Consider the following 20,057-nt stretch of genomic DNA (forward strand, 5'->3'; position numbering starts at 1 on the left):
CCGGATGTGGGACGGACAGTTCTCCGCTCTGGCCGCGGCGGGACACCGCGTCGTCCGCTGCGACCTCCGCGGCTTCGGCGACAGCCCGATCGACGCCCCGCACACCCACGCCGAGGACGTCCGCGCGCTCCTCGACCACATCGGAGCCGAGCGCGCCGCCGTCGTCGGCTCCGATGTGGTCGAGGAGCGCGCGGACGTCCTCGGCGTGGGTGTGCGGGGCGTCGATCGGGCTGTCGCCGAAGCCGCGGAGGTCGCAGCGGACGACGCGGTGTCCCGCCGCGGCCAGAGCGGAGAACTGTCCGTCCCACATCCGGCGGTCGCAGACCCCGGAGTGCAGCAGGACGACGGTCGAGGGGCCTGTACCGGCCAGGTCATGAGAGAGCGTCACCCGCCGACCCTAAGCGCGGGCGCGCGGCCGGGCCACCCATGAGGCACCCCACACGCATGCGACTTGAACACGTTCAAGAGGAGGTCTACAGTCATGACCGCCAGCTTTTGAACGCGTTCAAGGGAGGGTGGGGCATGGACCTCACTGTCGTCGCGTACATCGTCTACCTGCTGATCAGCGTGGCCCTCACCGTCTGGGTCGCCCGCACGCTCAGCCGCAACGGAAGGATCTTCCTCTCCGACGTCCTGCACGGGAACGAGAAGCTCGCGGACGCCGTCAACCACCTCCTGGTGGTCGGCTTCTACCTCGTCAACTTCGGCTTCGTCGCCCTCTACCTGAGCCAGGACGCCGCCGTCCTCGACGCCCGGGCGCTCTTCGAGGCCCTCTCCGTCAAGCTCGGAGTGGTCCTGCTCGTCCTCGGCGTGATGCACCTCGGCAACGTGTACGTGCTCAACAAGATCCGCCGCCGCGGGGTCATGGAGCGCGAGCAGGTGCCGCCGGTCGGCCCGCAGGGCTGGACCAAGACGCCCCAGGGCCCCTGGGCCCCGCCCGCGCCGCAGGCCTGATCACCGTGTCGACCCCGGCGCGCCCCACGACCCCCGTGGGACACCTGACCGTGCTGTACGACGCCGACTGCCCGCTCTGCGTGCACCTCAGGCACTGGCTGCTGCGCCAGCGGCAGCTCGTCCCGCTCGGCCTCGTACCGGCCGGCTCGCAGCAGGCACGGCGCCTCTTCCCGGACCTCGACCACGCCGCCACGCTGCGGGAGATCACCGTGATCGGGGACCGGGGCCAGGTCTACCGCGAGACCTCCGCCTGGATCGTCTGCCTCTGGGCCCTGGCCGACCACCGGCCCAGGGCCCACTGGCTCGCCACCCCCGCCGGACGGCCCTTCGCCCGGGCGACCGTCCTGGCCGCCGCGAAGTGGCGCGAGGCCCTCAAGGGGCCCGGACAGGAAGACGGACCCTGCGGGGACGGGCACTGCGAGGTGCCCGGTCCGCCCGGTTAGGCTCGGGTCCGTGACGGAAGAGAAGAAGGCCGAAGAGAAGAAGGCCCCCAAGAGCGAGCAGACCCGCACGCTCATCCTCGAAACCGCGCTCCGGCTGTTCCAGGAGCGCGGTTACGACAAGACGACCATGCGGGCCATCGCCCAGGAGGCCGGGGTCTCCGTCGGCAACGCGTACTACTACTTCTCCTCCAAGGAGCACCTGGTCCAGGGCTTCTACGACCGGATCGCCGAGGAGCACCAGGCGGCCGTCGAGCCCATCCTGACCGGCGACGAGAAGGACCTGACCGCCCGGATCCGCGGGGTCTACCTCGGCTGGCTCGACATCGCGGAGCCGTACCACGAGTTCGCGGCCCAGTTCTTCAAGAACGCCGCCGACCCGGACAGCCCGCTCAGCCCCTTCTCCCCCGAGTCGGAGGGCCCGCGCGAGGCCGCGATCGAGGTGCACCGGCGGGTCATCTCCGGCGCCTCGGTCAAGGTCGACCCGGAACTGAAGGAAGCGCTCCCGCAGTTGCTGTGGCTCCAGCAGATGGGCCTGGTGCTGTTCTGGGTGTACGACCGCTCGGAGGGCGCGGCGAACAGCCGGCGCCTCGTCGAGCGCCTCGCGCCGGTCACCGCCCGCGCGATCTCGCTCTCCCGCTTCCGGATCCTGCGCCCGCTGGTCAAGGAGACCCACGAGCTGCTCTCCGACTTCATGCCGACGGCGGCCGGAATGGCGGCTTCGGGCAAGCCCAAGAAGAAGGCGAGCCCGAAGCCGTGACCGGAAGCCGGGACCTGGCCTTCGGGTCAGGTCTTAGATCCAGCTGAGCTCCCACAGGCGCCAGATGCCCGTGCCGTCCGTCAGGTACTGGGAGCCGGTGACCGCCTCCGTGGAGAGGACGTAGTCCGTCTTCTGCCACAGCGGGACGAGCGGGACGTCGGTGGCGACCTCGTTCTGGATCTCCTTGAAGTCGTTCGTCGCGCGGCCCCGGTCGCTGTACTGCTGCGTCGAGGCGATCAGGCTGTCGATCGTCTTGCTGGAGAAGCCGTTGTGCAGGGTGTTCTTCGTGCCGACGAGCGGCGCGGTGAAGCTGTCGGAGTCGGGGAAGTCGGGGAGCCAGCCCACGGGGTAGATGTCGTAGCTGCCCTTCGCGTACCCCTTCTGGAAGCTCTGCCAGTCGGCCTCGACGAGCTTCACCTTGAAGAGGCCGCTCTCCTCCAGCTGCCGCTTGATCTCGGCGGCCTCGGCGGCGTACGTGGCGTCCTTGCGGTAGCCGAAGGTGAACTCCACCGGCGTCTTGATCCCGGCGTTCCCCAGGAGCTTCTTCGCCTTCTTCGCGCTCGGCTCCGGGTAGAGGTCGTAGAAGGAGGTGCTGTGGCCGACGAAGCCCTGCGGGATGAGGGAGTAGAGCGGCTCGACCGTGCCCTTGTAGGCGCCCTCGGTGATCGCCGGGCGGTCGATGACGGCGGCGACGGCCTGCCGCACGGCCTTGTCGGCCATGGGCGAGCCGGGCCGGACGTTGAAGTTGAGGTTGCGGATCTCGGCGCTCTCCGCCTCGTTGATCCGGGTCCCGTCCTTGGTGTCCAGCTTCGCGATGAAGTCCGGCGGGAGCTGCCGGTGCGTCACCTGGACCTCCTTCGCCTTCCAGGCGGTGGCGAGGTCCGCGGACTGGCCGTAGTACTTCACGAGGACCGTGTGACCGGCCTTGGTGATGGCGCCCTTGTACTTCGGGTTGGGCTGCAGGAGCGCGGACTGGCCCTCCTTGTACTCCTTGAGGACGTACGGCCCCGAGCCGTCGACCGCGAAGTCCGTCCGCAGCCGGTCGGCCGGGTAGTGGTCCTTGTCCACGATCGAGCCGGCGCCCGTGGCGACCTTCAGCGGGAACGTGGCGTCACGGCCGCTCAGGTGGAAGGTGACCGTACGGCCCTCGGCCGAGACGTTCTTCAGGGTCGGGAAGAGCGGCTGCGGACCGACGTCCGTCTTGATGCGCAGCATCCGCTCGAAGGAGTACTTGACGTCCTCGGCGGTGATCTTGCGCCCGTTGGCGAAGGTGAGGTCGTCGCGGAGCGTGCACTGGTACGCCGTGAGCCCGGAGCCCAGGAACTTGCAGCTCTCGGCGGCGTCCGGAACCGGCTGGCTGAGGCCCGGCTTGAACGTCAGCAGCGACTGGAAGACGTTGCTGTACATCGCCCAGGAACCGGCGTCGTACGCGCCGGCCGGGTCGAGTGAAGTGACCTCGTCGGTCGTGCCGACGGTGATCGGGTCGGTCCGCTCGCCGTCGGAGGGCAGGAGTTGCCAGCCCCCCACTCCGGCGGCCACCAGTACTCCACAAGTGATGAGGATCCGCAGACGGACCGTCGACCGCATTGCCGTGCTTCCTTTTTTTGGTACCACCCCAGATGCGACGGCCCCCGGAAACGCCGCGATGGCTGAATCTCATCACACGGGTTTCACGGGGGGAAGGGAAAACTTTCACATCACAGGTATATGTCCGGGATATGAGACTTTAAGTCGATGAGCAGCACGTATCGGTCTCTGCGCAAGGAGTGACGTCGTCCGTTTCAGGCCCTTTTCGACGCGAGTTCGACGATCGTGATGTCCGACGGCGCCCCCACCCGGACCGGTGGCCCCCAGGCGCCCGCGCCCCGCGAGACGTACAGCTGGGTGTCGCCGTACCGCTCGAGCCCGGCGACGGTCGGGTTGGCCAGTTCGGCGAGGTAGTTGCCGGGCCAGAGCTGGCCGCCGTGGGTGTGACCGGAGAGCTGGAGGTCCACGCCGTGGCGTACGGCGTCGTGGACGACGATCGGCTGGTGCGCGAGGAGCACGGCGGCGCGGGCCCGGTCGCGGTCGCCCAGGGCCCTCGCGAAGTCGGGGCCCCGGCCCTCGCTCTCCCCCGCGACGTCGTCGACGCCGGCGAGGTCGAAGCCGGCCGGGATCTCCACGCGCGCGTTGCGCAGCGGGTGCAGGCCGAGCTCGCGGACGTGGTCGACCCAGGCGTCGGCGCCCGAGAAGTACTCGTGGTTGCCGGTCACGAAGAAGGAACCGTGCCGGGCACGGAGCCGGGCGAGCGGCTCGGCGGCCGGGCCGAGGTTCTCGACGGTCCCGTCGACGAGATCGCCGACGACGGCGATCAGATCGGGCTGGGTGGCGTTGATCGTGTCCACGATCCGCTGGGTGTGGGCGCGGCCCAGGATCGGCCCGAGGTGGATGTCGGACACGACGGCGATCCGGTAGCCGTGCGCGGCGCGCGGAATCTTGGCGAGCGGCACGGTGACCCGCTTGACCCGGGGCCCGCGCAGCACGCCGTACGTGCCGTACCCGACGGTCCCGACGGCGACGGCGGCGGCGGACCCCGCGACGACGCGGGAGACGAAGAGCCGCCGGGAGACGTCGGCGGGGGCGGCCGCCTCGACCGGGCCGGCCGCGGCCTCGGCCTCGGGCACGGACGCGGACGCGGGCTCGGACGCGGGCTCAGGCTCGGACGCGGGCTCGGGCTCGGGCTCGGGCAGGGATACGGGTGCGGGGACCGGCGCGGCCGCCGGTACGGGCTCCGCCGGTGCGGCGGCGGCCGCACGGCGCCCCAGCCAGGCCCTCAGGAGCGGCCGGACGGCCTCGCCGACCACCAGGGCCAGGACCAGGTACAGGAGCACGGCGAGCCAGAGGAAGCCCGGCCAGGCGACCGCCTGCTGGAACAGGAAGGGCGCGCCCGCCCGCGAGGAGACCAGGGCCGCGAGCGAGAGCAGCGGCAGCGCCACGACGGCGACCGTACCGAGCCGGCGCGCGAGGCTCCCGGCCGCCGTGACGTCCCGCACGAGGCGCCGCCACACGTACCAGTGGACCGCACCGAGCAGCGCGAGCACCACGACCAGGACCAGCAGAAAGACGACCACGCCGCCGGAACCCCTCTTCTAGGCGTCCGCGCGGCGCGCGGCGCGCACCCCGCGCAACCCGATCACGCCGATCACCGTCCCCAGGACGAAGGACGTGACGGCGAGCAGCAGGTGAACCCAGAAGTAGGCCGTCGGATCGCCCGCGTCGTCGAAGGCGAGACCGCTCCCGTCGTTCCAGAGGTTCTTGACGAAGGTGACCCAGATGAAGACGGACCACACCCCGAAGGCGAGCAGGAACCAGGAGACACGGCTGCTGAGCTTCATGACCCCAGTATCACCATCCGTCTCCCGACCCCCGCTTCCGGGTGGACGAGCGCGGGTGAACCGCCTGCCGGGGTTCGGATCGGTGTTGCGTACCTGTACGTTCTCGACCGTGTCTGCTTCGAAGAAGACCGCTTGGGCGGTCGCCGCTGCTGTGCTCCTGCCGCTCGTCACCGCCGCGCCCGCGGCCCACGCGGACGGAAAGGACGGGAAGGACAAGCAGCCCAAGCCTCCCGCCATGATGTCCACGGTCGGGGGCGCCCTGCTCAGCAGGCCGGGGACGCAGGTGCAGCTCGGTCCCGGTGCCCCGGTGCTGCCGAAGGAGCTGTCCGGCCGTTCCTGGATCGTCGCGGACGCGGAGAGCGGCCAGGTCCTCGCCGCGCACAACGCGCACTGGCGGCTCGCCCCGGCCTCCACGCTCAAGATGCTCTTCGCCGACACGCTCCTGCCGAAGTTCACCAGGACGCAGAACCACCTGGTCACCAGCCATGACCTGGCCGGGATAGGAGAGGGCTCCAGCCTGGTCGGCATCAAGGAGAAGCAGACCTACAGCGTCCACGACCTGTGGCTCGGCGTCTTCCTCCGCTCCGGCAACGACGCCGTGCACGTGCTGACCAGCATGAACAACGGCCTCAAGCAGACCGTGAAGGACATGAACGACCACGCGGCCGAGCTCCAGGCCCTCGACACGAACGTGGTCTCCCCGGACGGCTACGACGCCGTGGGCCAGGTCTCGTCCGCGTACGACCTGACGCTCATCGCCCGCAACGGCATGCGGAAGCCGGACTTCCGTGAGTACGCCGCCACGTCCCGCGCCGCCTTCCCCGGCGAGGCCAAGCCGGGCAAGAAGCGCGAGACCTTCGAGATCCAGAACACCAACCGGCTCCTCACCGGCGACATCGGCGTCGAGCCGTACCAGGGCATCGCCGGGGTCAAGAACGGCAACACCACGCACGCGGGCGCGACCTTCACCGGGGTCGCCGAGCGCAACGGCAGGGTCCTGCTCGTCACCGTCATGAACCCCTCCTCGAAGGAGTCGCACGCCGTCTACCGGGAGGCCGCCCGGCTGCTCGACTGGGGCTTCGCGGCCTCCGGGAAGGTGACGCCGGTGGGCGAACTGGTGCCGCCCCGCTCGGAACGCACGACGCCCACCGCCCCGGACGACGGCACCGCTCCGGCGCCCGGCAAGAACGCCCCCAAGACGCCGGCCCAGGCGACCGCCGCCGCCCCCGAGAAGTCCGGCGGGATCGGGATCGCGCTGGCCGTGGCGGGCGGCGTCCTCGTCCTCCTGGCCGCGGCGGTCTTCCTCGTCAACCGGCGCTGGCCGCTGGCCGCGACGGCGGCCCGTCGTCGCCGCTCCGAGGGGACTCAGGAGTCGCAGGAGACCCAGGGGTCTTCTTCCGACGTGAATCCCTGACCGTCCACGCCGCGCAGAACAGCAGCAGCTTCGCGGTGAGGTTGATCCAGAGGAGCAGGGCGACCGGGACGCCGAACGCCCCGTACATCGACTTCGCCGCGACCCCCTTCATGTAGCCGCCGAGCAGCAGCTTCAGCAGCTCGAAGCCGACCGCGCCCATCAGCGCCGCCACCAGGAGGTCCCGGCGGCGCGGTTCGACGCCCGGCAGCAGCGTCAGCACGTACAGCAGGATGAGGAAGTCGGCGACGACCGCGACGAGGACCGCCGCCGCCTGGAGCAGGTAGCCGCCCGCCCCCTCACCCGAGATGCCGAGCCGGTCGGCGCTCCAGCCGACGGCGGTGGAGCCGAGCCAGGACGCGGCGAGCGAGCCGACCACGACGCCGCCGAGGCCGAGGAGGATCAGCCCGTCCTTGCCCTTGAGCAGGAACGGGTTGCCCTCGACCGCGTCGAGCCCCCAGACCGCGCGCAGACACTCCCGCATGGAGCCGATCCAGCTGACGCCGGTGACGAACAGGACGGCGCCGGCGACGAGCCCGATGGTGCCGGCGTTCGCGACGAGCCCGGCGATGTCGAGCTGGTCGGAGATACCGGGCACCTGGTCGCTGATCTTCTTCTCGATCGAGCCGAGCTGATCCGGCGTGAGGAGCGCGGCGCCGATCGCGGCGGCGACCGTGATCAGCGGGAACAGGGCGATGAAGGAGATGAAGGTGATCGCGGCGGCGAGCCGGGTCCAGTGCGCCTCGTCGAGGGTCTCGTACGCGCGCCAGGCGTGGGTCCGCATGAGGCGGGCGATCCACGGGCCGATGACGGGGAGCTTGGTCAGCCAGTCCATGTCGTACGTTCCACTCCTCGCGCCGTCGGACCACCCGGGTACGAGAATCCCCCGGCGGGGCTCACAGACCCGCGACCGACATCCCGTACAGCGCGGCCCAGGCCAACCCGATGACGGCGAGCGGCCGGTCGCGCAGCACGACGTCCTCGGGCGCGCCCGCCGTGCCCCGGTCGGCGAAGACCGCGTACCGCAGGACCCCCAGGACGAAGGCGGCCACGGAGAGCTGACGCCACGGCAGCGACGTCTCCACCGGACCCGCCTCCAGGGCCCACAGACAGTATCCGAGGACGGCGGTGCCGGCCGCCAACTGCCAGACGAACCGCAGGTATCCCGTCGTGTACTGGGTGAGCAGCGCGCGCGTGGCGCCCTCGGCGCCCTCCATCTGGACGGCCTCCGAGTACCGCTTGGCGGCGACCATGAAGAGCGCGCCGAACCCGGTCGTGATGAGGAACCAGCGGGAGAGCGGGATGCCGAGCGCCACCCCGCCGATCATCGCCCGCATCAGGAAGCCGGTGGCGACGACGGCGAGGTCGACGACGAGGACGTGTTTGAGGCGGACGCAGTACGCGATCTGCATGACGAGGTACGCGACGAGCAGGGCGGCGGTCAGCGGGCCGCACAGCAGCGCGGCGGCGACGGCGGCCCCGAGGGCGAGGAGGATCCCGGTGCCGGTGGCGAGGGCGGCGGACACCTGGCCCGAGGCCACGGGGCGGCGGCACTTGACCGGGTGGGCGCGGTCGGCCTCGGCGTCGCGCGCGTCGTTGAGGAGGTAGACGGCGGAGGCGGCGGCCGTGAACAGGGCGAAGACGAGGGCGAGTCGGGCCCCGGTCTGCCAGGAGCCGAGCCGGCCGGCGGCGGCGGGCGCGGCGAGGACGAGCACGTTCTTGACCCACTGGCGGGGCCGTGCGGTCCTGACGAGCCCGAGCACCCGTCCGCCACGCGCCCGCGCGGGCGGGTGGCGGACGACGGCGGGGGCGTCGAGCACGGCGGTCGTCCCGCTCCGCCCGCTCACGAGAGGACGTCCCCACGCGCGCGCGTGACGGGGGCGAGGAGGCGGCCTGCCGCAGCCGGGAGGCGGCGCCCCGCGGCGGCTGTGGCCGGGGCCGGGAGGCGACGGCCCGCGCCGACCAGGGCCGGGGCCAGGAGGCCGCCGCCCGCCGGGGCCGGGGGCAGGAGGCGGCCGCCCGCCGCTGCCGTGGTGGCGCCGAGCAGGACGCCGGCGGCGATGTCGCTCGGGTAGTGGACGCCGACGACCAGGCGGGAGAGGCACATCGCGCCGGCCAGCGGGGCGGCGAGCCGGCCGGCGGTCGGGTGGAGGGCGCCGAAGGCGACGACCGCGGCGGCGGCCGAGGTGGCGTGGGAGCTGGGGAAGGAGTGCCGGCCGGCCGTACGGACCAGGGGCTCGTACGTGTCCGGGGCCGGCCGGGGCCGCCGCACGAGCCGTTTGACGCCCATGCTCGCCAGGTGCGCGCCGGCGATCAGGGCGGTGCTCCGCAGCCAGCCGCTCCGGCGCGGTCGGTCGAGGGCGGCGGCGGTGAGCCCGGCGGCCAGCCAGAGGGCGCCGTGCTCGCCGCCGAGGGAGAGGCCCCGGGCGGCGGCGGCCACGCCCGGGCGCTGTCCGCAGCGGCGCAGGGCGGCGAGCAGGCGGTGCTCGGCGAGGGTCAAGGCCGACTCGGGGCCTGGCGCGGCCGGGCCCCGGCCCGCCTGGCGCTCCCCCTCGGGCACGGCCCCGCCGGAGCCACCGGGCCGCTCGGCCGTGGCCGGCCCCGGACCCGGCCCCGGCCCCGGCCCCGGCCCCGGCCCCGGACCATCGGGCCGCCCAGCGCCGTCGTTCCCCGTCTCCCCGATCGGACCGGCCGTGGCCGGGCCCGCCGCGCCGGGCCGCCCCGTGGCGGCACGCCCCGGCCCACGGGCTGCCTCGCCCCGGCCCGGGCCCGCGCCCGGGTGCTCGGTGGCGCTCCCGGTCTCGGGGTGCCCGGGCGCGGCCCGTGTCGCTTCACGCATCCGTGGTGCCCCCTGTCGGGCCTCGCCGTTCCGGTCGGTCAACGCGACTTTCGCGCGGGCCGCGGTCGAGGGCACGAGGTCTCTTTCATGACACTCGTTTAATCACCCATTTCGACGAACGGCCACGTAATACCGACATAAGGCACATTCACGGCTATACGGTCACCATCATGGCTGTCGAGACCCACGTCCTGGACGACGACTGCGAAGCGATCACCGGCTGGGGCCGCACCGCCCCCACCCTCGCGCGCGTGCAGCGGCCCCGCGGGCACGCCGAGGTCGCGGAGGCCCTCCGGACCTGCGGCCCCCGGGGCACCGTCGCCCGCGGTCTCGGCCGGGCGTACGGCGACGCCGCCCAGAACGCCGGCGGCACCGTCCTCGACATGACCGGCCTCGACCGGATCCTGGCCGTCGACACCACCGCCGGGCTCGTCGTCTGCGAGGCCGGCGTCAGCCTGCACCGGCTGATGGAGGCGCTGCTGCCGTTCGGCTGGTTCGTCCCGGTCACCCCCGGCACCCGGTACGTGACCGTCGGCGGCGCGATCGGCGCCGACATCCACGGCAAGAACCACCACGTCTCGGGTTCCTTCGGCCGGCACGTGACCGCGCTCGAACTCCTCACCGCCGACGGCGAGATCAGGACCGTGGTGCCGGGGACGACGCTGTTCGACGCGACCACCGGCGGCATGGGCCTGACCGGGGTGATCCTCTCCGCCACCCTGCGGCTGCTGCCCGTCGAGACCTCCCTCGTGCGCGTGGACACCGAACGCGTCCCCGACCTCGACGAGCTGATGGCCCGGCTCACCGCCACCGACCACGCGTACCGCTACTCCGTCGCCTGGATCGACCTGCTCGCCCGCGGCGCCGCCACCGGCCGCGCCGTCCTCACGCGCGGCGACCACGCCCCGTATGACACGCTCCCCCGCCGCCACCGGGCCCGCCGCGATCCGCTCGCCTTCCGCCCCGGGCGGCTGCCCGCGCCGCCGCCGTACGTCCCCGGCGGGCTGCTCGGGCGGACGTCCGTGGGGCTGTTCAACGAACTCTGGTACCGCAAGGCCCCCCGCGCCGCCACCGGCCGCCTCCAGTCGCTGCCGGCCTTCTTCCACCCCCTCGACGGCGTCCCCCACTGGAACCGGGTCTACGGGCCCGGCGGCTTCGTCCAGTACCAGTTCGTCGTCCCGTACGGGCAGGAGGACGCCCTCCGGCGGATCGTGCGGCGGATCGCGGACCACCGCTGTCCGTCCTTCCTCGCCGTCCTGAAACGGTTCGGCTCGGGCGATCCCGGCTGGCTCTCCTTCCCGCTCCCCGGCTGGACCCTCGCCCTCGACCTCCCCACCGGCCTCCCCGGCCTGGGCCGCTTCCTCGACGCGCTCGACGAGGAGGTCGTGGGCGCCGGCGGCCGCATCTACCTCGCCAAGGACTCCCGGGTCCGGCCGGAGGTGCTCGCCGCCATGTACCCCCGGCTCGACGAGTTCCGGGCACTGCGCGCCGCGCTCGACCCCCGGTCCGTCCTCACCTCGGACCTCGCCCGCCGTCTCGCCCTCTGAGGAGTACCCACCATGAAGGACGCCTTCGGTGCCCCGCAGTCCCTGCTCGTCCTCGGCGGCACCTCCGAGATCGGGCTCGCCACCGCCCGCCGGCTGATCGCGCGCCGCACGCGCGTGGTGTGGCTGGCCGGCCGCCCCTCCCCCGCGCTCACGGCCGCCGCCGACTCGCTGCGCGCGCTCGGCGCGGACGTGCACACCGTGCCCTTCGACGCGCTCGACACCGAGTCGCACGAGGAACGGCTCGGGAAGGTCTTCACGGAGGGCGACGTCGACATGGTGCTGCTCGCCTTCGGCGTCCTCGGCGACCAGGCCCGCGACGAGTCCGACCCGGTCGCCGCCGTCCGGGTCGCGCAGACCAACTACACCGGCGCCGTCTCGGCCGGTCTGGTGTGCGCGGGCGCGCTCCAGGCGCAGGGGCACGGCTCCCTGGTGGTGCTCTCCTCGGTGGCGGGCGAGCGGGCCCGCCGCGCCAACTTCATCTACGGCTCGTCGAAGGCGGGCCTCGACGCCTTCGCCCAGGGCCTCGGGGACGCGCTGCACGGCACGGGCGTGCACGTCATGGTCGTACGGCCCGGGTTCGTGCGCTCGAAGATGACGGCCGGGCTCGCTCAGGCGCCGCTCGCGACGACCCCGGAGGCGGTCGCGGCCGCGATCGAGCTGGGGCTGCGGCGGCGCTCGGAGACGGTGTGGGTGCCGGGGGCGCTGCGGATGGTGATGACGGCGGTACGGCACATGCCGAGGCCGCTGTTCCGACGCCTGCCGGTGTGACCGCCCGCGGCTAGGCCGTCGGCGTCGGCTCGTCGACCGGGCTGCCGCCCTGCGCCGGGACCGCCGAGATCGGGCGGCCGCTGCCGAACTCGTAGTCGTACAGCTTCCGCCAGATCCCGTCCGGTCCCTGCTCGTACAGCGCGAAGGAGCGGCAGGTCCAGGCCGCCTCGTACCCGGCGAGCTCCTCGAACGCCCGGTCCATCCCCTCCTCGGAGATGCCGTGCGCCACGGTGACGTGCGGGTGGTACGGGAACTGCAGCTCGCGCGCGAGGGGACCGGCCTCGTCGCGGATCAGGTGCTGGAGCCGGTTGCAGAGGGACACGCCCTCCGCCAGCTTCACGAAGACGACCGGGGAGATCGGCCGGAAGGTCCCGGTGCCCTCCAGGCGCACGGGGAACGGCTGGTGGCCGGCGGCGACGCCCGCGAGGTGCGCCTCGATCTCCGGCAGCCGCTCCTCGGGGACCTCGGTCGGCGGGACCAGGGTGACGTGCGTGGGGATGCCGTACGCGGCCGGGTCCCCGAAGCCGGCGCGCCGCTCCTGGAGCAGGCTGCCGTAGGGCTCCGGGACCGCGATCGAAACGCCGAGCGTTACGGTCCCCACGTCGTTCTCCTCCGTCGTCCGTCGAGATGTGTACGGGTGGTGCAGCCGCCAGTGTGCGGCCTGCACCACCCTTTCGGCCAGGGTCCTCGGACTCAGTGCTTCGCGGGCAGGAAGCCCATCCGCTCGTACGTCTGCGCCAGCGTCTCCGCGGCGACCGCGCGGGCCTTCTCCGCTCCCTTGGCCAGGACCGAGTCCAGCGTCTCCGGGTCGTCCAGGTATTCCTGCGTGCGGGCCCGGAACGGCGTGACGAAGTCCACCATGACCTCGGCGAGGTCCGTCTTCAGCGCGCCGTACATCTTGCCCTCGTAGCCCTTCTCCAGGTCGGCGATGCTCGTCCCGGTGAGGGTGGACATGATGCCGAGCAGGTTGGAGACGCCGGCCTTGTTCTCCGGGTCGAAGCGGATCACCGTGTCGGTGTCGGTGACGGCGCTCTTGACCTTCTTCGCGGTGACCTTCGGGTCGTCCAGGAGGTTGATCAGGCCCTTCGGCGAGGACGCCGACTTGCTCATCTTGATCGTCGGGTCCTGGAGGTCGTAGATCTTCCCCGTCTCCTTGAGGATGTACGGCGCGGGGATCGTGAACGTCTCGCCGAAGCGGCCGTTGAAGCGCTCCGCGAGGTCGCGGGTCAGCTCGATGTGCTGGCGCTGGTCCTCGCCGACCGGAACCTGGTCGGCCTGGTAGAGCAGGATGTCCGCGACCTGGAGGATCGGGTACGTGAAGAGGCCGACGCTCGCGTTGCCGGCGCCCTGCTTGGCGGACTTGTCCTTGAACTGGGTCATGCGGGAGGCCTCGCCGAAGCCGGTGAGGCAGTTCATGACCCAGGCGAGCTGTGCGTGCTCGGGGACGTGGCTCTGGATGAAGAGGGTGCAGCGCTCGGGGTCGAGACCGGCGGCGAGCAGCTGGGCGGCGGCGAGCCGGGTGTTGGCGCGCAGCTCGGCGGGGTCCTGCGGGACCGTGATCGCGTGCAGGTCGACGACCATGTAGAAGGCGTCGTGGGTCTCCTGCAGGGCGACCCACTGGCGGACGGCGCCGAGGTAGTTGCCGAGGTGGAACGAGCCTGCGGTGGGCTGGATTCCGGAGAGCACACGGGGACTGTCAGAGGCCATGCACATCATTCTCTCAGGTGTGGGACCCGATCCCATCAAGGCCGGTGAGACGCGCGACACAATCCCCCGCTCCCGAAGGGGCGGGGGACGACGGGTCGGGCGCCGGGGGTGCGTCAGACGGGGAGGCCCGGGGCCGGGTAGGCGGCCATCAGGTCGGCGACCTCCGCGCGGACGGCGGCGAGGGTCTCCTCGTCGCCCGTGCCCGCGGCGGCCACCGCGCGGTCGATCCACTCGGCGACCTGCGGCATGTGCGCGACGGTCAGGCCGCGGGAGGTGAGGGACGGGGTGCCGATGCGGATGCCGGAGGGGTCGAAGGGCTTCCGGGGGTCGTAGGGGACGGTGTTGTAGTTGACGACGATCCCGGCCCGGTCGAGGGCCTTCGCGGCGATCTTGCCGGGGACCTGCTTCGGGGTGAGGTCGATCAGGATCAGGTGGTTGTCGGTGCCGCCGGAGACCAGGTCGAAGCCGCGCGCGAGGAGCGCCTCGGCGAGGGCCTTGGCGTTGGCGACGACGGCGTGGGCGTAGTCGCGGAAGGAGGGCTGGGAGGCCTCGCGGAGGGCGACGGCGATGGCGGCGGTGGTCTGGTTGTGCGGGCCGCCCTGGAGGCCGGGGAAGACGGCCTTGTCGAGGGCCTTGGCGTGCTCCTCGGTGGACATGAGCATCGCGCCGCGCGGGCCGCGGAGGGTCTTGTGGGTGGTCGTGGAGATGACGTCCACGTGCCCGACCGGGGACGGGTGCGCGCCGCCCGCGATGAGGCCGGCGATGTGGGCGACGTCGGCGACGAGGACGGCGCCGGACTCGCGGGCGATCTCGCCGAAGGCGGCGAAGTCGATGGTGCGGGGCAGTGCGGTGCCGCCGCAGAAGATGACCTTCGGGCGCTCCTTGAGGGCGAGCTCGCGGACCTGGTCGAAGTCGATGAGCCCGTTGTCCTTGCGTACGCCGTACTGCACGCCCTGGAACCAGGTGCCGGTGGCGGAGACGCCCCAGCCGTGGGTGAGGTGGCCGCCCATCGGCAGGGCCATGCCCATGACGGTGTCGCCGGGCTGCGCGAAGGCGAGGTAGACGGCGAGGTTGGCCGGGGAGCCGGAGTACGGCTGGACGTTGGCGTGGTCGACGCCGAAGAGGGCCTTGGCGCGCTCGATGGCGAGGGTCTCGACCTGGTCGATGTTCTGCTGGCCCTCGTAGTAGCGGCGGCCGGGGTAGCCCTCGCTGTACTTGTTCTGGAGGACGGTGCCGGAGGCTTCGAGGACGGCGGCGGAGACGTAGTTCTCGCTGGGGATGAGGCGCAGGGTCTCGGCCTGGAGCCGTTCCTCGGCGCCGACGAGGGCGGCGAGCTCGGGGTCGGCGGCGGTGAGCGCGGGGTGCGTGGTGGTCACGGTGGTTCCTCCGGGCGTGCGGTGGACGGTCCCGGGGCTGAGGTGCGCACGGGACCTGGATCCCGTGATGCCCAGGCGGGCGGCACCTCGTGTGGTGGAGCGCGCGCGGCTCCCCCGGGGTCGCTTCCCCGTACGCCAGTCGCCGTGCGTGTTTCCAGGGTAGCTGGCGCGCCGTCGCCGAGGTTTCCCCGTCCGGCATCCGAGCGACGATAAGAAAGGGGCCACAGCCCCCTGGGGACGAGCCGCCCCCCGAGCCGCAGGACGAACGGAGATCCCGTGTCGAGGACAGAAGACGCGATCGCTTCCGCGGACGCGCACAGCGCTCACAACTACCACCCCCTTCCGGTCGTCGTCGCCTCGGCGGACGGCGCCTGGATGACCGATGTCGAGGGCCGCCGCTATCTCGACATGCTCGCCGGGTACTCGGCGCTCAACTTCGGGCACGGCAACCGGCGTCTGATCGACGCCGCGAAGGCGCAGCTGGAGCGGGTGACGCTGACCTCGCGCGCCTTCCACCACGACCGGTTCGCCGAGTTCTGCGCGCAGCTCGCGGAGCTGTGCGGGAAGGAGGCGGTGCTGCCGATGAACACGGGGGCGGAGGCGGTCGAGACGGCCGTGAAGACCGCCCGGAAGTGGGGGTACGAGGTGAAGGGCGTGCCGGACGGGCACGCGAAGATCGTGGTGGCGGCGAACAACTTCCACGGCCGGACGACGACGATCGTGAGCTTCTCGACGGACCACGAGGCGCGGGACCACTTCGGGCCGTACACGCCGGGGTTCGAGATCGTGCCGTACGGGGACCTGACGGCGATGGAGGCGGCGGTCACCGAGAACACGGTGGCGGTGCTCCTCGAACCGATCCAGGGCGAGGCGGGGGTCCTGGTCCCGCCGGCCGGCTATCTGGCGGGGGTGCGGGAGCTGACCCGCCGGAAGAACGTGCTGTTCATGGCGGACGAGATCCAGTCCGGGCTCGGCCGGACGGGCCGGACGTTCGCGTGCGAGCACGAGGGCGTGGTGCCGGACGTGTACGTCCTGGGGAAGGCGCTGGGCGGCGGGGTGGTGCCGGTGTCGGCGGTGGTGGCCGACCGTGACGTGCTCGGGGTGTTCCGGCCGGGCGAGCACGGCTCGACGTTCGGCGGGAACCCGCTGGCCTGCGCGGTGGCCCTGGAGGTGATCGCGATGCTGCGGACGGGCGAGTTCCAGGAGCGGGCGGCGGAGCTGGGCGAGCACCTCCACGCGGAGCTGGGGCTGCTCGTGGGTGGCGGCGCGGTGGAGGCGGTGCGCGGGCGCGGCCTGTGGGCCGGCGTGGACATCGTGCCGTCGAAGGGCACGGGCCGGGAGATCTCGGAGCGGCTGATGGAGCGGGGGGTCCTGGTGAAGGACACGCACGGGTCGACGATCCGGATCGCGCCGCCGCTGGTGATCAGCAAGGAGGACCTGGACTGGGGTCTTGAGCAGTTGAGGGGGGTGCTGTCGGACTGACGGCGCGCACGTCGGGCGCGGACGACGCGCGCGAGGCCGCCGCCTGATGGCGGGGACGCTGCTGCTGGACGGCGAAGGGCTCTCGAAGCTCTACCTCAAGGACCGGCGTGTCCTGGTGCGCGTCGAGGTCGCGGCGGAAAGAGGCGTTCGGGTGGCCACCACCGCGATGACCCGCCTGGAGGCCGACTACGAAGGCGTTCACCCGGCGCGCATCCAATGGGTCCTGTCCCGCATCGACGTGCACGACGTCACCCGTGCCGTGAGTGACGAGGCTGCCGTGCTCCTCCGTGAGCACGGCCTGCATGGGCACGAGTACGCGATCGACTCCGTCCTGGCGGCGGTCGCGCGCCGTGCGGCGGGCCCGGTCCCGTGCTGACCTCGGATCCGGAGGATCTGACGCTGCTCTGCGGCCCGGCCGTCACCGTCCTGAAGATCTGACGCCGGGCCTCGGACAGGCCCCCTACAGGATCACGTGCGGGAGGAAGCGGGCGTACTCGTCGGTGACGAGGCCCGCCGACTCCCGGATGCCGAGCCCCGCCGCCTCGTCCTCGACGACCCACGCGCCGAGCACCACCCGGTTGCCGTCGAAGTCGGGCAGCGGGGCCAGCTCCTGGTAGCAGCAGGCCTCCCCGTCCCGTACGAAGGGCTCCGTGCCGGCCTCGTGCAGGGTGACGCCCGCGCCCTCGCGGCCCAGCAGCGGCTTGGCGACCCAGCCGGTGGTGGCGGCGAGTTCGCGCGGCCCGTCGAGGTAGGCGGGCAGCAGGTTGGGGTGGCCCGGGTTCAGCTCCCACAGGATCGCGAGGAGCGCCTTGTTGGAGAGCAGCATCTTCCAGGCGGGCTCGATCCAGCAGGTGGTGCCGGTGCCGCCGCCGTTGTCGAGGGTGTCCAGGACGTGCCGGCCGAAGCGGTCGGTGGTCAGCCACTCCCACGGGTAGAGCTTGAAGCAGCTGCGGATGAAGCGGAGCCGGTCGTCGACGAAGCGGCGCGAGAGCCGGTCCCAGCCGATCCGCTCGACGGAGAGCATCTCGGTGTCGATCCCGGCCTGCTGGGCGGTCTCGCGCAGGTACGCGACCGTCATCAGGTCCTCGCCGAGCTCGTCGCCGTCCGAGTGGGCGAAGTGCAGGGGGCCGGGCGGCAGCAGGTGGGCCTGGCGCTTCCAGGCGTCGACGAGCCGCTCGTGGAGGGAGTTCCACTGGTCGGCGCCGGGGAACCGTTCCTCCATCCAGAACCACTGCGGGCTCGCGGCCTCCACGAGGGAGGTCGGGGTGTCGGCGTTGTACTCCAGCATCTTGGCCGGGCCGGTGCCGTCGTAGCGAAGGTCGAAGCGGCCGTACAGGGAGGGGAGTTCGGCGCGGCGCCGCCAGGACTCGGCGACCAGGCCCGCCAGCTTCGGGTCGGTGATCCCGAGTTCGGCGAACCGGTTCTGCTCGACGATGTGCTCGGCCGCCGCCAGGCACAGGGCGTGCAGCTCCTCGACGACCTCCTCCAGGGCCTCGACCTCGGGCAGCGAGAAGGAGTAGTACGCGCTCTCGTCCCAGTACGGGCGCAGCGAGCCGTCCGGGTAGCGGGTCAGCGGATAGACGAGCCCCTGCTCCTCGACCGTCTCCTGCCAGCCGGGCCGGGGCTCGATGGTGTGGCGTTCCATGGTGCGTGCCGGCCCGTCTCAGCCGCCGCCGGTGCCGGAGCAGCCGAAGCCGCCGGTGTCCACGGCGGTCTTGTCGAAGCTGCCGCCGCTCACCTTGCGGTCGCGTACGGTGCCGCCGTAGTAGTACGAGCCGCGGTGGGTGGAGCCGTTGTCGTCGTCGCTGCCGCCGCCGCTCCGGCACTCGTAGCTCGGCAGCTCCTCCCGGGTCAGCGGGTCCACGCACCGCTTGTCCGGCTCCGAGCCGCACGCGGTGATCGTCGCCGCGAGCACACCCATCCCGCCGAGCACCACCGTGCTCGACCTCAGCTTCCGCATGTCCGTCGCCTCCCCTTCGCCCTTGCGAACGCGCCGCGACCGCACAGTGTAGGCCGGTGATTTCCGGCCTCTGTTTTCCGGCCGCACGCCCTAGAGTCGGTTCGTGCTCCTCGGGATGATTTGTGCGCTGGCCTCGTCCGTCTGCTTCGGCGCGGCCTCGGTCCTCCAGGCGATGGCCGCCCGTGCCGCCGAGCCGGGGACGGGCAGTGGCGTCGACGTCGCGCTGATGTGGCGGGCCCTGCGGCAGTGGCGCTACCTGGCCGGCCTCGGGGCGGACGGCCTCGGCTTCGTGCTGCAGATCGTGGCGCTGCGGACGCTGCCCATCTACGTGGTGGGCGCGGCGCTCGCCGCGAGTCTGGCGGTCACGGCGGTCATCGCCTCCCGCGTCCTCGAGGTGCGGCTGAGCCGGGTGGAGTGGGGGGCCGTGGCCGTGGTCTGCGCGGGGCTCGCGATGCTGGCGCTCGCCTCCGGCAAGGAGGGGCACCGGGACGTCTCGGAGGCTCTGCGCTGGGCGCTGCTCGGGATCTCCTTCGGGGTCCTGCTGCTCGGCATGGTGGCGGGTCGGCTGCCGGCGCGGTCCCGTGCCCTTGTCCTCGGACTCGGGGCGGGTTTCGGCTTCGGGGTGGTGGAGGTGGCGGTCCGGCTGATCGACGGCATCGACTTCACCGATCCCGTCTGGTACGCGCTCCTCGTCGGCGGCGGGGCCGCGTTCATGCTGCTGACCTCGGCGCTCCAGCGCGGCTCGGTGACGACGGCGACGGCGGGCGCGGTGCTCGGCGAGACGATCGGACCCGCGATCGTCGGGGTGGCCTGGCTGGGGGACCGTACGCGGGAGGGGCTCAACTGGCTGGCGATCCTCGGTTTCGCCGTGGCGGTGGCGGGCTCCCTGACCCTGGCCCGCTTCGGCGAGGCGCCGGCCCCGCAGCCGCATCCGGAGCCGATCGCCCCGTCCTGACCCCCGGCCCTGGAGCCGGTCTTCGCCCCCTGACCCGGCCCTGGAGCCGGTCGCCCCCTGGCCCGGCCCTGGAGCCGGTCGTCGCCCCTGACCGGCCGCGAAAGCCCTCAGGGCAGTACGCCGCACAGGGCCTGGAGGGCGCCCTGCCAGCCGCTGTCCGGGGGTGTGGCGTAGCCGACGACGAGGCCGTCGAGGGTGGGCGGCACCGTGGGGCGGCGGAACCGGTTGACGCCCTGGACGGCGAGGCCGCGCCAGGCGGCGGCCCGCAGGGTGGCCTGCTCGGTGCCGGGCGGGAGGGCCAGGACGGCGTGGAGGCCGGCCGCGATGCCGCTGACCCGGGTCTCCGGGGAGTGCGCGGCGACGGCCGCCACCAGCTGGTCGCGGCGCCGCCGGTAGCGCAGCCGCATCGCCCGTACGTGCCGGTCGTACGCCCCCGAGCGCAGGAACTCCGCGAACGCCAGCTGGTCCGGCGCGCCGGACGACC

The 20,057-nt window shown here is 72.6% G+C and carries 18 protein-coding genes, 5 pseudogenes and 1 riboswitch; of the genes and pseudogenes, 10 read left to right on the forward strand and 13 right to left on the reverse strand.

Annotation, left to right across the window (positions count from 1 at the left end):
* Window positions 1-4 precede the first annotated feature (4 nt).
* Window positions 5-115 (forward strand): annotated as a pseudogene (locus tag CCN56_RS44575) (alpha/beta hydrolase); the annotation flags it as partial.
* 72 nt (window positions 116-187) lie between these two features.
* Here CCN56_RS44575 and CCN56_RS45815 read toward each other — a convergent pair.
* Window positions 188-310 (reverse strand): annotated as a pseudogene (locus CCN56_RS45815) (alpha/beta hydrolase); the annotation flags it as partial.
* Window positions 311-522: 212 nt separating this feature from the next.
* On the opposite strand from CCN56_RS45815, the gene CCN56_RS15470 reads away from it, so the two are divergent.
* The 3 genes from CCN56_RS15470 to CCN56_RS15480 are packed head-to-tail and all read left to right on the forward strand — an operon-like array spanning window position 523 to window position 2,154.
* Window positions 523-954, forward strand: coding sequence for a hypothetical protein (locus CCN56_RS15470; RefSeq protein WP_086827373.1), 432 nt, complete (start codon window positions 523-525; stop codon window positions 952-954).
* Window positions 955-989: 35 nt separating this feature from the next.
* The gene (locus CCN56_RS15475; RefSeq protein WP_086827375.1) at window positions 990-1,397 is read left to right on the forward strand and encodes a thiol-disulfide oxidoreductase DCC family protein; all 408 of its coding nucleotides are present in this window, start codon (window positions 990-992) and stop codon (window positions 1,395-1,397) included.
* A gap of 10 nt (window positions 1,398-1,407) precedes the next feature.
* The gene (locus CCN56_RS15480) at window positions 1,408-2,154 is read left to right on the forward strand and encodes a TetR/AcrR family transcriptional regulator (RefSeq protein WP_086827377.1); all 747 of its coding nucleotides are present in this window, start codon (window positions 1,408-1,410) and stop codon (window positions 2,152-2,154) included.
* 33 nt (window positions 2,155-2,187) lie between these two features.
* Here CCN56_RS15480 and CCN56_RS15485 read toward each other — a convergent pair whose 3' ends face one another.
* From CCN56_RS15485 to CCN56_RS15495, 3 genes are all read right to left on the reverse strand, one after another.
* On the reverse strand, window positions 2,188-3,741 hold the full coding sequence (locus CCN56_RS15485) for an ABC transporter substrate-binding protein (RefSeq protein WP_086827379.1): 1,554 nt from the start codon (window positions 3,739-3,741) through the stop codon (window positions 2,188-2,190).
* Window positions 3,742-3,935: 194 nt separating this feature from the next.
* Window positions 3,936-5,264 carry a metallophosphoesterase gene (locus CCN56_RS15490; RefSeq protein ID WP_086827381.1) on the reverse strand — a complete coding sequence of 443 codons (1,329 nt, stop codon included), beginning with the start codon at window positions 5,262-5,264 and terminating at the stop codon, window positions 3,936-3,938.
* A gap of 18 nt (window positions 5,265-5,282) precedes the next feature.
* A complete protein-coding gene (locus tag CCN56_RS15495; RefSeq protein WP_086827383.1) occupies window positions 5,283-5,528 on the reverse strand; it encodes an SCO4848 family membrane protein in 246 nt (81 codons plus the stop codon).
* Window positions 5,529-5,637: 109 nt separating this feature from the next.
* Between CCN56_RS15495 and CCN56_RS15500 the strand changes: the two genes are divergently transcribed.
* Complete coding sequence (locus CCN56_RS15500) at window positions 5,638-6,942, forward strand: D-alanyl-D-alanine carboxypeptidase family protein (RefSeq protein ID WP_086827404.1); 1,305 nt, start codon at window positions 5,638-5,640, stop codon at window positions 6,940-6,942.
* Here the strand turns inward: CCN56_RS15500 and CCN56_RS15505 are convergent.
* The 3 genes and pseudogenes from CCN56_RS15505 to CCN56_RS15515 form a co-directional block, all read right to left on the reverse strand.
* On the reverse strand, window positions 6,836-7,774 hold the full coding sequence (locus CCN56_RS15505) for a YihY/virulence factor BrkB family protein (protein WP_086827385.1): 939 nt from the start codon (window positions 7,772-7,774) through the stop codon (window positions 6,836-6,838). The genes CCN56_RS15500 and CCN56_RS15505 overlap by 107 nt on opposite strands.
* Before the next feature lie 61 nt (window positions 7,775-7,835).
* Window positions 7,836-8,786, reverse strand: coding sequence for a decaprenyl-phosphate phosphoribosyltransferase (locus CCN56_RS15510; RefSeq protein ID WP_086827387.1), 951 nt, complete (start codon window positions 8,784-8,786; stop codon window positions 7,836-7,838).
* A 170-nt stretch (window positions 8,787-8,956) separates the two neighbouring features.
* Window positions 8,957-9,439 (reverse strand): annotated as a pseudogene (locus CCN56_RS15515) (phosphatase PAP2 family protein); the annotation flags it as partial.
* A gap of 509 nt (window positions 9,440-9,948) precedes the next feature.
* Between CCN56_RS15515 and CCN56_RS15520 the strand changes: the two are divergent.
* Window positions 9,949-11,325: an FAD-binding oxidoreductase gene (locus tag CCN56_RS15520; protein ID WP_086827390.1), complete on the forward strand. Its 1,377-nt coding sequence runs from the start codon at window positions 9,949-9,951 to the stop codon at window positions 11,323-11,325.
* Window positions 11,326-11,337: 12 nt separating this feature from the next.
* Window positions 11,338-12,093 carry a decaprenylphospho-beta-D-erythro-pentofuranosid-2-ulose 2-reductase gene (locus CCN56_RS15525; protein ID WP_086827392.1) on the forward strand — a complete coding sequence of 252 codons (756 nt, stop codon included), beginning with the start codon at window positions 11,338-11,340 and terminating at the stop codon, window positions 12,091-12,093.
* Between the two features lie 10 nt (window positions 12,094-12,103).
* On the opposite strand, the gene CCN56_RS15530 is transcribed toward CCN56_RS15525, so the two are convergent.
* The 3 genes from CCN56_RS15530 to glyA all read right to left on the reverse strand — a co-directional run bounded on the left by CCN56_RS15530 (window position 12,104) and on the right by glyA (window position 15,176).
* Window positions 12,104-12,694, reverse strand: a complete 591-nt coding sequence (locus CCN56_RS15530; protein WP_086827393.1) for a 2'-5' RNA ligase family protein — start codon at window positions 12,692-12,694, stop codon at window positions 12,104-12,106.
* Between the two features lie 92 nt (window positions 12,695-12,786).
* Window positions 12,787-13,800 carry a tryptophan--tRNA ligase gene (gene trpS / locus CCN56_RS15535; RefSeq protein WP_086827395.1) on the reverse strand — a complete coding sequence of 338 codons (1,014 nt, stop codon included), beginning with the start codon at window positions 13,798-13,800 and terminating at the stop codon, window positions 12,787-12,789.
* Window positions 13,801-13,913: 113 nt separating this feature from the next.
* On the reverse strand, window positions 13,914-15,176 hold the full coding sequence (gene glyA, locus CCN56_RS15540; protein ID WP_086827396.1) for a serine hydroxymethyltransferase: 1,263 nt from the start codon (window positions 15,174-15,176) through the stop codon (window positions 13,914-13,916).
* 62 nt (window positions 15,177-15,238) lie between these two features.
* Window positions 15,239-15,329: riboswitch (ZMP/ZTP riboswitch) on the reverse strand.
* Between the two features lie 123 nt (window positions 15,330-15,452).
* Between glyA and rocD the strand changes: the two genes are divergently transcribed.
* Complete coding sequence (gene rocD, locus CCN56_RS15545; RefSeq protein ID WP_086827398.1) at window positions 15,453-16,658, forward strand: ornithine--oxo-acid transaminase; 1,206 nt, start codon at window positions 15,453-15,455, stop codon at window positions 16,656-16,658.
* 46 nt (window positions 16,659-16,704) lie between these two features.
* A pseudogene (locus CCN56_RS15550) lies at window positions 16,705-17,096 on the forward strand (DNA-binding protein).
* A 22-nt stretch (window positions 17,097-17,118) separates the two neighbouring features.
* Here the strand turns inward: CCN56_RS15550 and CCN56_RS15555 are convergent.
* A complete protein-coding gene (locus CCN56_RS15555) occupies window positions 17,119-18,303 on the reverse strand; it encodes a glutathionylspermidine synthase family protein (protein ID WP_086827400.1) in 1,185 nt (394 codons plus the stop codon).
* An 18-nt stretch (window positions 18,304-18,321) separates the two neighbouring features.
* Window positions 18,322-18,618 carry a hypothetical protein gene (locus CCN56_RS15560; protein WP_086827402.1) on the reverse strand — a complete coding sequence of 99 codons (297 nt, stop codon included), beginning with the start codon at window positions 18,616-18,618 and terminating at the stop codon, window positions 18,322-18,324.
* A 115-nt stretch (window positions 18,619-18,733) separates the two neighbouring features.
* Here CCN56_RS15560 and CCN56_RS15565 point away from each other — a divergent pair, with 115 nt between their 5' ends.
* A complete protein-coding gene (locus CCN56_RS15565) occupies window positions 18,734-19,573 on the forward strand; it encodes a hypothetical protein (RefSeq protein ID WP_086827405.1) in 840 nt (279 codons plus the stop codon).
* Between the two features lie 107 nt (window positions 19,574-19,680).
* Here the strand turns inward: CCN56_RS15565 and CCN56_RS15570 are convergent.
* Window positions 19,681-20,057: pseudogene (locus CCN56_RS15570) on the reverse strand (PLP-dependent aminotransferase family protein); the annotation flags it as partial.

It is taken from the genome of Streptomyces sp. NRRL B-24572 (assembly GCF_002156145.1).
Taxonomy (GTDB): Bacteria; Actinomycetota; Actinomycetes; order Streptomycetales; family Streptomycetaceae; genus Streptomyces; species Streptomyces vietnamensis.

Excerpts from the sequence above, each read along its gene's own strand:
- CCN56_RS15520 (WP_086827390.1), top strand. The coding sequence starts at position 9,949 with ATGGCTGTCGAGACCCACGTCCTGGACGACGACTGCGAAGCGATCACC.
- CCN56_RS15470 (WP_086827373.1), top strand. The coding sequence starts at position 523 with ATGGACCTCACTGTCGTCGCGTACATCGTCTACCTGCTGATCAGCGTG.
- CCN56_RS15525 (WP_086827392.1), top strand. The coding sequence starts at position 11,338 with ATGAAGGACGCCTTCGGTGCCCCGCAGTCCCTGCTCGTCCTCGGCGGC.
- CCN56_RS15560 (WP_086827402.1), bottom strand. The coding sequence starts at position 18,618 with ATGCGGAAGCTGAGGTCGAGCACGGTGGTGCTCGGCGGGATGGGTGTG.
- trpS (WP_086827395.1), bottom strand. The coding sequence starts at position 13,800 with ATGGCCTCTGACAGTCCCCGTGTGCTCTCCGGAATCCAGCCCACCGCA.
- CCN56_RS15495 (WP_086827383.1), bottom strand. The coding sequence starts at position 5,528 with ATGAAGCTCAGCAGCCGTGTCTCCTGGTTCCTGCTCGCCTTCGGGGTG.
- CCN56_RS15555 (WP_086827400.1), bottom strand. The coding sequence starts at position 18,303 with ATGGAACGCCACACCATCGAGCCCCGGCCCGGCTGGCAGGAGACGGTC.
- CCN56_RS15505 (WP_086827385.1), bottom strand. The coding sequence starts at position 7,774 with ATGGACTGGCTGACCAAGCTCCCCGTCATCGGCCCGTGGATCGCCCGC.
- CCN56_RS15565 (WP_086827405.1), top strand. The coding sequence starts at position 18,734 with ATGATTTGTGCGCTGGCCTCGTCCGTCTGCTTCGGCGCGGCCTCGGTC.
- CCN56_RS15485 (WP_086827379.1), bottom strand. The coding sequence starts at position 3,741 with ATGCGGTCGACGGTCCGTCTGCGGATCCTCATCACTTGTGGAGTACTG.